Origin of the sequence: Massilimicrobiota sp. SW1139, from assembly GCF_012027715.1 — a bacterium.
Lineage (GTDB): Bacteria > Bacillota_I > Bacilli_A > Erysipelotrichales > Coprobacillaceae > Allocoprobacillus > Allocoprobacillus merdigallinarum.
The window spans coordinates 166,135-179,307 of record NZ_SJOR01000002.1 but is presented as its reverse complement, the minus strand read 5'-3'; the positions used below and the strand labels follow the sequence as shown (position 1 = coordinate 179,307).

Annotated in this window: 13 protein-coding genes; 6 read left to right on the top strand and 7 right to left on the bottom strand. The window is 31.5% G+C overall.

From position 1 onward, the window contains the following. Positions 1-58: 58 nt before the first annotated feature. On the bottom strand, positions 59-1,429 hold the full coding sequence (locus E0K96_RS02205) for an aminopeptidase (protein ID WP_168080854.1): 1,371 nt from the start codon (positions 1,427-1,429) through the stop codon (positions 59-61). Between the two features lies 1 nt (position 1,430). Beyond that, complete coding sequence (gene pepT, locus E0K96_RS02200) at positions 1,431-2,651, bottom strand: peptidase T (protein ID WP_168080852.1); 1,221 nt, start codon at positions 2,649-2,651, stop codon at positions 1,431-1,433. A gap of 90 nt (positions 2,652-2,741) precedes the next feature. On the opposite strand from pepT, the gene E0K96_RS02195 reads away from it, so the two are divergent. Then, positions 2,742-3,473, top strand: a complete 732-nt coding sequence (locus E0K96_RS02195) for a nitroreductase family protein (RefSeq protein WP_087304316.1) — start codon at positions 2,742-2,744, stop codon at positions 3,471-3,473. Between the two features lie 23 nt (positions 3,474-3,496). Here the strand turns inward: E0K96_RS02195 and E0K96_RS02190 are convergent, their stop codons facing one another. Then, complete coding sequence (locus tag E0K96_RS02190) at positions 3,497-4,669, bottom strand: AI-2E family transporter (protein ID WP_087304317.1); 1,173 nt, start codon at positions 4,667-4,669, stop codon at positions 3,497-3,499. Between the two features lie 115 nt (positions 4,670-4,784). Between E0K96_RS02190 and E0K96_RS02185 the strand changes: the two genes are divergently transcribed. Then, the gene (locus E0K96_RS02185; RefSeq protein WP_087245685.1) at positions 4,785-5,330 is read left to right on the top strand and encodes a DJ-1 family glyoxalase III; all 546 of its coding nucleotides are present in this window, start codon (positions 4,785-4,787) and stop codon (positions 5,328-5,330) included. A gap of 25 nt (positions 5,331-5,355) precedes the next feature. Here E0K96_RS02185 and E0K96_RS02180 read toward each other — a convergent pair whose 3' ends face one another. The 4 genes from E0K96_RS02180 to E0K96_RS02165 are packed head-to-tail and all read right to left on the bottom strand — an operon-like array spanning position 5,356 to position 7,282. Continuing rightward, a complete protein-coding gene (locus E0K96_RS02180) occupies positions 5,356-5,655 on the bottom strand; it encodes an inorganic diphosphatase (RefSeq protein WP_240924400.1) in 300 nt (99 codons plus the stop codon). A 32-nt stretch (positions 5,656-5,687) separates the two neighbouring features. Continuing rightward, complete coding sequence (locus E0K96_RS02175; protein ID WP_168080850.1) at positions 5,688-6,323, bottom strand: GNAT family N-acetyltransferase; 636 nt, start codon at positions 6,321-6,323, stop codon at positions 5,688-5,690. Next, the gene (locus tag E0K96_RS02170; protein ID WP_168080848.1) at positions 6,320-6,559 is read right to left on the bottom strand and encodes a hypothetical protein; all 240 of its coding nucleotides are present in this window, start codon (positions 6,557-6,559) and stop codon (positions 6,320-6,322) included. The genes E0K96_RS02175 and E0K96_RS02170 overlap by 4 nt, the downstream gene beginning before the upstream one ends. An 18-nt stretch (positions 6,560-6,577) precedes the next feature. After that, positions 6,578-7,282: a YaaA family protein gene (locus tag E0K96_RS02165; protein ID WP_168080846.1), complete on the bottom strand. Its 705-nt coding sequence runs from the start codon at positions 7,280-7,282 to the stop codon at positions 6,578-6,580. 77 nt (positions 7,283-7,359) lie between these two features. Here E0K96_RS02165 and E0K96_RS02160 point away from each other — a divergent pair, with 77 nt between their 5' ends. From E0K96_RS02160 to E0K96_RS02145, 4 genes are all read left to right on the top strand, one after another. Beyond that, a complete protein-coding gene (locus E0K96_RS02160) occupies positions 7,360-8,346 on the top strand; it encodes a nucleoid-associated protein (protein WP_168080844.1) in 987 nt (328 codons plus the stop codon). A gap of 154 nt (positions 8,347-8,500) precedes the next feature. Next, positions 8,501-8,707, top strand: coding sequence for a helix-turn-helix domain-containing protein (locus E0K96_RS02155; RefSeq protein ID WP_087245696.1), 207 nt, complete (start codon positions 8,501-8,503; stop codon positions 8,705-8,707). 145 nt (positions 8,708-8,852) lie between these two features. Continuing rightward, on the top strand, positions 8,853-10,724 hold the full coding sequence (gene glgB / locus E0K96_RS02150; RefSeq protein ID WP_168080842.1) for a 1,4-alpha-glucan branching protein GlgB: 1,872 nt from the start codon (positions 8,853-8,855) through the stop codon (positions 10,722-10,724). 16 nt (positions 10,725-10,740) lie between these two features. Beyond that, positions 10,741-13,137 (top strand): glycogen/starch/alpha-glucan phosphorylase, encoded by a 2,397-nt coding sequence (locus E0K96_RS02145; RefSeq protein ID WP_168080840.1) that lies wholly within the window; start codon positions 10,741-10,743, stop codon positions 13,135-13,137. The last annotated feature ends 36 nt before the right edge of the window (positions 13,138-13,173 follow it).

Here is a 13,173-nt window from a genome sequence, read left to right as displayed (position 1 = left end):
ATTATATCAAAGACAACTAAACTTGTCTATGTAAGAAAAAAAGCTCATGATGAGCTTTTTATAATTGAAGTAAGAATTGTGTATAAGCTAAGTAAGCTTCATAAACATCGACTTTTGATACGATTTCATGAGGAGCATGCATGTTTAAAACAGCAATACCAGCATCAATAACATTCATATCATAATTTCCTAAGATGTAGGCAATAGTACCTCCACCACCTTGGTCAACTTTACCAAGTTCAGCAGTTTGGAAATGGACACCAGCCTGATCCATAATATTTCTAATTTTAGCAAAATATTCAGGATTAGCATCATTGCTTCCGCTTTTACCACGAGAACCTGTGTATTTATTGAAAACAATTCCTTTTCCTAAATATGCGGCATTTTTAGGATCATTCACTTCTTTATATAATGGATCAAAACCAGCGCTGACATCACTTGATAACATCATAGAATGAGCTAAAGCTTTTCTAACAGATAAGAATGTATCATCACCACATAAGTGTAAGATTTGAGCAATTGTATTTTCAAAGAATAAAGATTGAGCACCAGTCGCACCAACACTACCAATTTCTTCTTTGTCAACTAAAATACAACAAGATGTATATTGTGGGATTTCCTGAATATCTAAAGTAGCTTTTAATGATGTATAAGCACAGACACGATCATCATGTCCATAACCCATAACCATACTTCTATCTAAACCATAATCTCTGGCAGGGCCACTTGGTACAACTTCAATTTCTGCACTTAAGAAATCTTCTTCTTCAATATCATATTTTTCTTGAAGAAGTTTTAAAATATTCGCTTTAACAGCATCTTTTTCAGTATCTTTTAAAGGAATGCTTCCTAATGTCACATCTAAATTTTCTCCTTCAATCACTTTCGCAGCTGTTTTTTGCATTTGATCAGCAGATAAATGAATTAATAAATCTGTAATACCCACAACAGGATCATGATCATCTTCACCAATCACAACATCAATCTTAGTTCCATCTTTTTTAATAACAACACCATATAATGATAATGGAATTGTAACCCATTGATATTTTTTAACACCACCATAATAATGAGTATCTAATAAAGCAAAACCATCACTTTCATAAAGTGGATTCTGTTTTAAATCTAAACGTGGTGAATCAATATGTGCTCCTAAGATTCTCATTCCATCAACTAATGGTTTTTCTCCCATAATAAATAAAGCTAAGTTTTTATCTTTATTAATCACATAGAATTTATCACCAGGTTTTAAACTGTTCATATTTTCAATATCTTGAAAACCAGCTTTTTTAGCAAGTTCAACAGATTCTTTTACACAAGCTCTTTCTGTTTTACCAGCTGTTAAGAAAGCTTTATAACCTTCATTAAAATCCATAACATCTTGATATTGATTACTTTCATATTTGTCCCAAGCATTTTTTGCGTACATTTTATATAACCTCATTTCTTTCAATTATTTTTAATAGAACTTCTACTTGTTTTTTCATCATTGTTAATGATACATACTCAAATGGTCCATGGAAATTATACCCACCTGTACCTAAATTTGGACAAGGAAGTCCCATATATGTTAAATTAGCACCATCAGTACCTCCGCGAATAGGTACAGCATATGGCTCAATACCACATTCTTTCATGGCTGCCATGGCATTTTCAACGATATACATATGTTGTTCAATATGTTCACGCATATTTAAGTAACTTTGTTCAATTGTGACTTTAACCATTGGATATCCATACTTTTGATTTAAGAATGCAGCAATATTTTCAAAATCTTGACATTGTTTTTTAGCTAATATTAAATCATGATTTCTAATGATGTATTCCATCACTGTTTTTTCACATTTTCCCTGAATATTTTCAAGATGATTAAAACCTTCATATCCTTCTGTATATTCTGGTCTGGCATGAACTGGTAACATAGCATCAAATTCCTGAGCAATGCGAATAGAGTTAATCATCGCATTTTTAGCACTTCCAGGATGAATACTTTTCCCTGTGATTTCTACGACAGCACTAAATGCATTAAAGTTTTCATATTCAATTTCAGCAATATTACCACCATCAATTGTATAAGCATAATCAGCATGGAAAGCTTCTACATCAAAGTTTTCAGTTCCTCGACCGACTTCTTCATCAGGAGTAAAAGCAATCTTAATATCATTGTGCTTGATTTCAGGATGATGGTAAAGATGTTCAGCCATACTCATGATAATCGCAACCCCAGCTTTATCATCTGCACCAAGCAATGTTGTTCCATCAGTTGTGATTAAATCATGATGAATCACATTGAGAAGTTCAGGAAATTCATGAGGATCAAGATATAATTCTTTCTCTTGATTAAGAGTGATTGTTGTTCCCTGATAATCTCTGATGATTTGTGGTTTGACATTTTGACCAGAAGCATCAGGAGAAGTATCCATATGGGCAACAAAACCAATGACTTTGCCATGATCACTGTTTGCTGGAATTGTTCCATAAACAATACCACTTTGATCCAAGTGAGCATCTTCAATACCAATCTTTTTCATTTCTTCAACAAGATATTTTCCTAGTTCTAATTGTTTCATAGAAGAAGGTGTTGTTGAAGATTGAGGATCAGATTGTGTATCAAAACTAATATATTTTAAAAATCTTTCTTCTATACTCATTCATCTTACCTCGCTTTCTCTCTTATTATACATGGAAATCCACAAATAATCCATGATTATGATATAATCATAAATAGGGAGGTATTGAAAATGAATCAAACAATTCAGGAATTATTTGACAGAAAATCTGTTCGTGCTTATAGTGATGAAATTATAACGCCAGAGGAAAAAGAATGGATATTAAAATCTGCCTTACAGGCACCGACAGCAGGCAATATGGCTCTTTATTCTATTATTGATATACAGGATCAGTCCTTAAAAGATCAGCTCGCTATTACCTGTGATCATCAGCCATTTATTAGTCAGGCACCTATGGTTTTGCTTTTTTTAGCTGATTATCAAAAATGGTATGATATATATACTCACTATGATAAAGATATCCAACCATTGGAAGAGTCTGATTTGATCTTAGCTTTGGAAGATTGTATGATTGCGGCGCAAAATGCAGTCGTAGCAGCATGGTCTTTAGGAATAGGGTCTTGTTATATTGGGGATATTTTAGAAAATTTTGAAATTCATCAAAAGCTTTTTGATTTACCAAAGTATGCCATTCCAGCAACTTTACTTGTTTTGGGAAAACCAACGCTACAACAACAAAATCGTCCAAAACCACAGCGTTTTGATTTGGCAGATATGGTAAGTGTCAATACTTATCATCATAAAACAATGGATGAAACAAAACAGATGTTTATTAAACAGACTGGTAAAAATGAAGATGAACTCAAAAATTATATACAGGCTTTTGCGAAAAGGAAATTCCATGCTCAATATCGTAAGGAAATGAATCGCTCTGTTAAAAAGATGATCGAATCATGGAAATAATAAAACGGACAAAATGTCCGTTTTTACTCATCAAATTTTTTAATCGTTTTATCAGTGATTTCAATATGTTTGCGATATAATGAAATATTAACAACGCGACTTCCTACAGCATAGATTAAGGCCATGCTTGGAACCGCAATTAATAATCCAAAGAATCCAAATAAGTTTCCAAAAATAACTAATGATAATAAGACATATAATCCAGAAATACCAACAGCTCCGCCTACAACACGAGGATAAATAATATTGGCTTCAAATTGCTGAATAATCACAAAGCAGATTGTAAAGATAATAGCTTGTGTAGAGTTAATAGCTAATACTAAAATAAAACTGATCGCAAATCCAAAATAACCTCCAAACATTGGAATAAGACTGGAAATACCAATAATAAAGGCAATCAATTCTGGAAAAGGTAAGCCTGTTATTCTAAAGCCGACATACATTAAAAACATTAAAATACAGCTTTCTAACAGCTGACCAGAAACAAAACCATTAAAATAATGATTGGCTTCGGCACCAATATCAAAAATCACCAATGAACGATGATATCCAAATAAGAAAGTCACAATTTTCTTTAATTGTCTTAAATGCGTTTCTTTATTGGCCAGTAAATAGATAGCCATAATAAAAGATGTAATCGCATTAATAAAAACACCAAAGATACCAATAGATTGAAAAATAAGATGAATTCCAGCATTCCCTAAAATATTACCACTTTGAGAAAGCAAATGATTCAAATCAAGGCTTGTTAGAGCCTGTTGAATAGATTCATAATTAATCGCATAATTGATATGGAAATGAGCTAAGGCATCATTAATCATTGTGACGAGACGATCAGCATAATTAAAAATATTTGTAATAATTAAAGCAATACTTTCACCAAGTCTAGGAATAATAAATGCTGAAAAGAGAATAATCAAGATAACAGCCAATATTAATGTTGTTGCAATACTTAAACCTCTTTTCAGTCCTTTACGTTTGATCTTTTTACCATACAAATGTTCAATCTTACGCATAGGTATATTTAAAATAAAAGCGATAATAATAGCGATATATAAAGGTGTCGCAAGTGCTAAGATATCACTGAGTATAGCAAAAACAGTTTCATAATTAAAAACAACAAAAGCCAGTAAAATGGCATATGTTAAATAAAAAATTGTTTTATTTTTTTTGACTATTTGACTTTTGTCAATCATAGGTTCACCTTCTTTTATGGTTATAATCATAACATAATTGCTTATAAAAGTGTAGTTCATTGTTTATTTAAAAAAATATGTTAAAATAAAGAAAAGAATCAAAGGAGGAATGAAGATGAAAGCAGCTGTTTTATTTAAAGATGGTTTTGAAGAATTAGAAGCATTAAGTGTTGTTGATGTGTTAAGAAGAGCACAATTGACATGTCTAATGGTTGGAATGGATGCAATGAGTGTTAAAAGTTCACATGGTATAGAAGTTAAAATGGATCAGTTGTTTGATGAAAGTGTTTATGATGTGGATATTGTTGTTTTGCCAGGAGGATTACCTGGAGCGACATCTCTTCGTGATGATCAAAGAGTGATAGATATTTTAAAAAGTTTTAATGAACAGGGAAAATGGATTGGAGCCATTTGTGCAGGGCCTATTTCATTAGAAAAAGCCAATGTCATAAGCAATAAGAAATTCACTTGTTATCCAGGATTTGAAAAAGAAATTCCTTCAGGGATTTATCAGGATGTATTAGTATGCTGTGATCAGAATATGATTACAGGACGTGGACCTGCCGCTGCTTTGGAATTTGCCTATACAATCTTAGAAAAATTAGGACAGCCTTCAAAAGATATTCGTGAAGGTATGCAATATCATTATTTAGTAAAGTAAAAACGACCTCTCTCATAGAAAGTCGTTAGAAATGTGAAATCATCATTTCAATTTCATATTCAAAGAATTGTTCTTGGAAATAGACATATTGTTCTATTTCTTTTTTTGTATAGGTTTTTGATATAGGAGCAATAACCCATTTATCTTCATTATCATTGAAACGATGAATAATGGCAATGACTTTTCCTGTAAAATGAGATAAAGGTATATCAACACCAATGACATAGGCATCTTGATATTCTCCATCACCACCTATGATTCCTTCAATGTATCCATAGTTAATAGGGTAATATAGATTTTTATGTTGAGGGTGAAAACTGCCCATAGGACGATCAATAGTCACGGTAACTTGCATATTTATTCTATAAATGAGCGACTGATAATCGCAAATTCATCTTGACTGGCAAGATGTTTCTTTTCCATTTTTTCTAAGGAATCATCAAAAGCTTTCGCAACTTGTGGGTCAAATGCCATAGCTGGGCTTTCATAATAAGTCCATGAGTGATGATCTAAAACATGAGGAACTAAAGTTTTCACCAGCAATGCTGTTGGATATTTTCCATTTTCTAGACTGACATGAAGATCTTTACAGCTTTGAAATCCCAAACGAACATAAGTTCCAGGATTGCCTAAAATGACAATAGTATCATATCCAAGCTGATAGGCTTCTTTCATTGAATGTTCAATCAGTCTTTTTCCATAACCCTGTTTTTGATATTCAGGTAAAATACAGACAGGACCAAAAGTGAGAACAACTTTTTCATTTTTATTTTCATCTATAAGCTTTGCTTTGGTATACATGATATTCCCAATAATTTTTCCATCTTTTTCTAAAACAAAATCTAATTCATGAATAAAATCTTCATGATTACGAATGATATGTGCTAAATAATGTTCATAACATCCAGGCATATAAACATTATAAAAGGATTGCCTGATAACATTTTCTACTGTCATATAATCTTTTTTCTCTTCATGACGAATGGTAATCATTTGTTTCTTTCCTCTCTTAGTTGATTTATTTTTTTGATAATGATGTAGCTACAACAGATAATAATAGCTCCAATCAGTGCAATACCACTATATATAGGCATCAGATATGAGAGCACATAATCATCTCCACCTATCACAAGAAATGATAAAATATAAGATAAAAAATAAGAGTTCAAGATAAACAACCCTATAAAAGATCCAATTCCAATGACGATAACTTTTTCACTTTTTAACATACTAATTTCCTTTTTATATTATAGTACTTTGACGAATGCTAAAGTACCTTCTTGATTATAATCTGGCTGATATGTAAAACCATCAATATTGAGTGTTTTCAATTCATCCAATGTACAAATTTCATTTAAGACCATCTGATTTAACATCTGACCACGGGCTTTTTTAATAATCATGGCATTTCTTTTCATTTTCCCCTGATCATTGATCATGAAATCTATAAAATAGATATGAGGATGTCTTAACATACTTGTAAATTCTTTAGAGGCTAAAGAAATAATGAAATCAACTTGTTCAAAGTGTTGATATAAAGGTGTATACCAATAATCATATAAGTTAATATGATCAGGTTTCATTGTCATATCTAAACGATAAGGGGTTATCAAAGTATTGTATTTTAAAACACCATAGTAAGCATCTAAAATACGTAAATGTTCTAAGAGATAATCATGATGATTTATGTAAGATGCTAATTCAAGTTGTTTAAAAACAGTTCCCTGATAAAAAGCTAAAGCAGGATGAGCAGTCTGTTCTTCATGAAAATACTGATACACTTGAGTCGCTTGTTTATAAGATATTTTCATGAGCTGACATAACTGTTCATCATTATATTGTTTTAAAATGTTTGTAAGATATTGTGTTTCTTCTTGAAACAAAGGTTCACTACCAACAAAAGGAATCTTTTGATATTTCATTGTTTTACTTGGGGCAATGACAATTTTCATAATTTCACCTCGAGATTATTATAAAGTATTTAATGTCATAGATAAAGAAATATGTTATAATCTTTGCGGGTGGTAAGATGAATACAATAGTCATAAATAAAATTTTAATGCATATGTTAGATTTTGAACATCGTAAGATTTATCATTCTACTGACTTTGTCGATATGAATGAAACATCTATTGATTATTATCGTAAGAAAGTAGAAAAAGCTTTAAATTCTCCTTCACTCAAAGAATTAACAGTTGGTTCTTTACATGAAATGATGTTAAGAAGTGACAAGATGATTGAAAGTGATGAAAAATTTATCAAACAGGCACATGAAATGACGGACAAATTATTTGCGTTAGGTTCAGTTATAGAAGAAATGCCTAACAGCAATGTGCTGTTTGTGGATTGTTATAAAAATGGGGAAAGATATGTAGCAGCATTAAAGCTCAACTATCGTTATATTCCTATGAGTGTGATTGATGAAGAAAACATTCGTATTACCAAAAAACAGGTTTTACCAACAATGGGGTCTCCTGTGGATGAAGCGATTGTTGTGAATGTGGATGCTAAAAAATTATTTTTAATTGAAAAGAAATATATGATTGATGGAAGAATGGATTTCTATTTGAATGCACAGTGGATTAAAGGTGAAGAAAAGTTGACGGATAAACAAAAAATGTCAACAATGAAAAAAGTTGTGAAAAAGATGGATGATATTTATAATGTCAATGATGGAAAAGCTTTACCTTTAATGAAGCATGAAATTCAGGAAAGAATTGATACAAATCAACCTGTTAAACCATTAGAAATTGTGAAAAAAGTATTGGAATCTGATGGTCAGGCACAGGAAGAAAGTGAAATCATGATGAAAGATTTAGGCATTGATGAAGAAGATCGTATTGAAAGCTTATCTTTAACATCAATGGATAAATGTAAGCTAGTGTTAGATGATGATATTGAAATTAGCTTACCAATAGAAGAATACTTATCTGGAGATAAGGTAGAAAAAGTGAAACAGGAAGATGGAACATATTCTATTTTATTGAAAGATGTCAGTGAAGTTATTGTCAAATAATATTCAAACAAGAAGTATGATTTGAAGATAAAAGAAGCATTTTTGAGTCATACTTTTTCATTGATAAAAGGTTAGTACATGTCATTATAGTTACATTTTTCAATATATTCATAATCTTAAGAAATGGGCATAATAAAATAGAGGCTGTGATAGGATGATTAGTTATGCACCATTATTTAAGACAATGAAGGAAAAATCTATAACAACATATGCCCTTATCCATCAATATGGAATTAATTCAAGAACAATCCATAATATTAAACATGGAAAGGGTATTTCAACATATACTTTAGAAAAAATATGTGAAGCATTAGATTGTACACCTAATGACGTTATTGAATTTATCAAAGAGGCAGAGTAATCTGTCTTTTTTTTATATTCAATATATGTAGAAAACATCATAGAAAATAGGAGATAGAAACTCATTGAAAATCCTCATTTGACAAATAATGGGTGCTTTTTTAAGCGTTTTCATGTATAATAAAAACTATGAAAGGGGTTTTAATATGGCACAATTGGATAACTTTTTGATACAACTTTTCCATGAGGGAAATTGTTTAGAGATGTATAGAGTTTTTGGTGCACATTTTGAGGAATTAGATGGACAAAAGGGTGTAAGATTTACCGTTTATGCTCCAAATGCAAGAAGTGTGCAGGTTGTTGGTGATTTTAATCAATGGAATGGTGAAAATCATTATATGGAAAAATATACTGATGGGGGTATTTATACTTTATTTATTCCAAAAATCAAACAATATGATACATATAAATATCGTATTGAAACACCCAATGGATCTTGGGTTGATCGTGCAGATCCATATGCTTTCTTTAGTGAATTAAGACCAGGAACAGCGTCTAAAGTTTATAAAATTGATGGTTTTAGATGGGCTGATAAACGTTGGTTAAATAAACGTACAAAGAATTTTGATAGAGTTTTAAATATCTATGAAGCCAATATTGGTTCATGGAAAATGAAAAAAGATTTTACGGATGAAGAAGATGGTGAATATTACAGCTATGAAGAAATGATTGATCAGATCATTCCTTATGTTGTAGAAAATGGTTTTTCACATATTGAACTGATGCCATTGACTGAATTCCCATTTGATGGTTCATGGGGATATCAGGCAACAGGTTATTTCAGTGCAACAAGCCGTTATGGAAATCCAAAACAGTTAATGGCTTTTATTAATGCCTGCCATAAAAATAACATTGGTGTCATTATGGATTTTGTTCCAGCGCACTTTGTAAAAGATGGACATGGTTTACATCAATTTGATGGTGGTTTTGTTTATGAATATCCAGATATTAATTTAAGATATACGGAGTGGGATAGCTGTTATTTTGATTTAGGAAGAGAAGAAGTTCGTAGTTTCTTGATGTCTTCTGTTCATTTCTGGGCAAATTATTTCCATGTTGATGGTATTCGTTTTGATGCGATCAGTAATTTGATTTACTGGAAAGGAAATAAGGAACGTGGCGTTAATGATGGCGCTATTGAATTCATGAAACGTATGAATTCACATATGAATGGATTATTCCCAGGTGTCATGTTGATTGCGGAAGATTCAACAGATTATCCAAATGTCACAACAGCTCCACAATCTGGAGGATTAGGTTTTGATTATAAATGGGATTTAGGTTGGATGAATGATACATTGGCTTATTTTAAAAAGGATCCAATTTATCGACAATATCCAGATGTTCATAATAAACTTACATTCTCTATGATGTACTTCTATCGTGAAAATTATATTTTACCATTCTCACATGATGAAGTGGTTCATAGTAAAGGTACAATTCTAGATAAAATGTGGGGAAATAATGACCAGAAGTTTGCTCAATGTAAGTCATTGTATTTATATATGATGACACATCCTGGTAAGAAATTGAACTTTATGGGAAATGAGCTGGCTGAATATAAAGAATGGGATGAAAAGAAAGCTTTAGGATGGGTATTATTAAAATTCCCACAACATGATTCTTTCCATAGATATTTTCATGACTTAAATCATCTGATTTTAAAACATCCTGCTTTATATCAGTATGATTATTATCCTGAAGGATTTGAATGGCTCGTTGTTGATGATATGAAACAAAGTGTCTTTGCTTATGCGCGTTATGCACCAGATGGGGAAGTGCTTGTCTGCGTGATGAACTTTGTAGGAAATACACATCATGGTTATCGTATTCCAGTTCCCGTAGCAGGAACTTATAAAGAGATTATTAATACGGATACAGACTACTATACAGGAAGCAATTTAACGAATAAACGTGCTATCAAATCACAAAAAATACACGCTGTCAACAAAGAAAATTCAATTTTGGTTGACATTGCACCATTTTCGAGTATGATATTTGAATTGAAGAGAAAATAGTTGAGGGAGACGAGATATGTTTAAGACAAAAGAAGAATTTAAATATGAGTTTTCAAGAAGAATTATTGAATCTTACGGACGTACAGTAGAAGAATCACACATTACAGAAAAGTTCATGACACTTGAAAGAATGGTTCGTGATTATGCTTCTGTCAATTGGGCTATGACAAAAATGGCTACAAAAACAAATTACCAAAAACAAGTTCATTACTTCTCTATGGAGTTTTTGATTGGACGTTTATTGGTAAATAATATGATGAATTTAGGTATTTATGAGATTGCGAAAGAAGGATTAGCAGATTATGGAATTAATATCCATGATTTGGAAGAATTAGAATCTGACGCAGGACTTGGAAATGGTGGTTTAGGAAGACTTGCTGCCTGCTTCATGGATTCATTAGCTTCACTTTCTTATCCAGCATTTGGAAATACAATTCGTTATGAATATGGTTTATTTAAACAGAAAATTGAAAATGGATATCAAGTTGAAGTTCCTGATCAATGGTTAAAATTAGGAAATATGTGGGAAGTGAGAAAACCTAAACATGCTGTTGATGTTAAATTCTGGGGACATGTCGTATGGAATGAAGAAACTGGAAAATGGGATCATGTGGATGCAGAATGTGTCAGAGCTGTTCCTTATGATATGCCAATTGTTGGTAATGATACAACTGTGACAAACACACTTCGTTTATGGCATTCAGAACCAAGTGATGAAATTCCATCTAATAAAGATTTTAGACAATATGCTCAAGAAGTCAGAGATATTTGTCAGACATTATATCCTGATGATTCAACACTTGCTGGTCGTACATTACGTTTAAAACAACAATATTTCTTTGTATCAGCAGGATTACGTGCAATCATTAAAAATCATTTAAGAGTTTATCCATCATTATCTAATTTCCATGAAAAGAATGTTATTCAGTTAAATGATACACATCCAGTATTGGTCATCCCTGAATTGATGAGAATCTTAATTGATGAATATGATATGGATTGGGATGAAGCATGGCATATTACAACACAAACATGTGCCTATACAAATCATACAATCTTATCAGAAGCCTTGGAAAAATGGCCAATTTCAACAATGCAGGCATTACTTCCAAGAGTTTATCAGATTATTGAAGAAATCAATAGAAGATTTATTGGATATGTGAAACATATCAGTGATAATGATGAAGATTTATTAAATCGTGTTATGATTTTAAAAGATGGACAAGTACATATGGCTCATCTTGCAATTGTAGGAAGTTTTAGTGTTAATGGTGTTGCTAGACTTCATACACAAATTTTAATGGAACAGGAAATGAAAGATTTCTATTTCTTATATCCAAAGAAATTCAACAATAAAACAAATGGTATTACACATCGTAGATGGTTAGCTTATTCAAATCCTGAATTATCATCATTATTAAATGAAACAATTGGAAATGATTGGATTAAACATCCAGAAGAATTAGAAAAACTAATGGATTATGTTGATGATTCTATTGTTCAAGGTAAATTCTACAATGTCAAACAACAAAGAAAACAAGTTTTAGCTGATTATATTTATAAACACAATGGTATTAAAGTTGATGTGAATAGTATTTTTGATATTCAAGTCAAAAGATTACATGCTTATAAACGTCAATTATTAAATATCATGCACGTGATTTATTTATATCAGCAAATGAAGATGAATCCTGAATTTAAGATTTATCCAAGAACATTTATCTTTGGTGCAAAAGCTGCTCCTGCTTACTATTTTGCAAAGAAAGTTATCAAATTAATTAATAGTGTTGCAGATGTTGTGAATAATGATCCTGAAACAAATCCATATTTAAAAGTTGTCTTTATTGAAAACTATGGTGTCACAATTGCTGAAAAGATTATGCCTGCTGCAGATGTTTCTGAACAGATTTCAACAGCTGGTAAAGAAGCAAGTGGTACAGGTAATATGAAATTTATGATGAATGGTGCTGTCACAGTAGGAACACTTGACGGTGCTAATGTGGAAATTGCTGAACGTGTTGGTGATGACAATGTAATTATCTTTGGATTAAAAGATAATGAAATTAATGAATTAAGATGGAATGGTCAATATAACGCATGGGATTATTATAATAATGATCCACGTATTAAACATGTTGTTGACTCATTAGTTGATGGAACATTCCATGAATCACGTGAAGAATTCAGAATGATCTTTGATGAATTGATGAATCGTAATGATGAATACTTCTTATTTGCCGATTTTGAAGCTTACTTAAAAGCTCAGGCAAAAGTAGATGAATTATATCGTGATCGTTCAAGGTGGTCTAAAATGTGTCTTGTCAATATCGCAAAATCTGGATATTTCTCATCAGATCGTACAATTGAAGAATACGTTAAGGATATCTGGAAATTAGATAGAGTGAAAAGATAAAAAAATGGAAACCAATGAGAATTAGATCTCATTGGT

What these genes read in the sequence shown, in the direction of transcription:
- pepT (WP_168080852.1), bottom strand. Translation starts at nt 2,651, where the DNA reads ATGAGTATAGAAGAAAGATTTTTAAAATATATTAGTTTTGATACACAA.
- E0K96_RS02190 (WP_087304317.1), bottom strand. Translation starts at nt 4,669, where the DNA reads ATGATTGACAAAAGTCAAATAGTCAAAAAAAATAAAACAATTTTTTAT.
- E0K96_RS02170 (WP_168080848.1), bottom strand. Translation starts at nt 6,559, where the DNA reads ATGTTAAAAAGTGAAAAAGTTATCGTCATTGGAATTGGATCTTTTATA.
- E0K96_RS02160 (WP_168080844.1), top strand. Translation starts at nt 7,360, where the DNA reads ATGAATACAATAGTCATAAATAAAATTTTAATGCATATGTTAGATTTT.
- E0K96_RS02165 (WP_168080846.1), bottom strand. Translation starts at nt 7,282, where the DNA reads ATGAAAATTGTCATTGCCCCAAGTAAAACAATGAAATATCAAAAGATT.
- E0K96_RS02175 (WP_168080850.1), bottom strand. Translation starts at nt 6,323, where the DNA reads ATGATTACCATTCGTCATGAAGAGAAAAAAGATTATATGACAGTAGAA.
- E0K96_RS02195 (WP_087304316.1), top strand. Translation starts at nt 2,742, where the DNA reads ATGAATCAAACAATTCAGGAATTATTTGACAGAAAATCTGTTCGTGCT.
- E0K96_RS02205 (WP_168080854.1), bottom strand. Translation starts at nt 1,429, where the DNA reads ATGTACGCAAAAAATGCTTGGGACAAATATGAAAGTAATCAATATCAA.
- E0K96_RS02145 (WP_168080840.1), top strand. Translation starts at nt 10,741, where the DNA reads ATGTTTAAGACAAAAGAAGAATTTAAATATGAGTTTTCAAGAAGAATT.
- E0K96_RS02180 (WP_240924400.1), bottom strand. Translation starts at nt 5,655, where the DNA reads ATGGGCAGTTTTCACCCTCAACATAAAAATCTATATTACCCTATTAAC.
- glgB (WP_168080842.1), top strand. Translation starts at nt 8,853, where the DNA reads ATGGCACAATTGGATAACTTTTTGATACAACTTTTCCATGAGGGAAAT.
- E0K96_RS02185 (WP_087245685.1), top strand. Translation starts at nt 4,785, where the DNA reads ATGAAAGCAGCTGTTTTATTTAAAGATGGTTTTGAAGAATTAGAAGCA.
- E0K96_RS02155 (WP_087245696.1), top strand. Translation starts at nt 8,501, where the DNA reads ATGATTAGTTATGCACCATTATTTAAGACAATGAAGGAAAAATCTATA.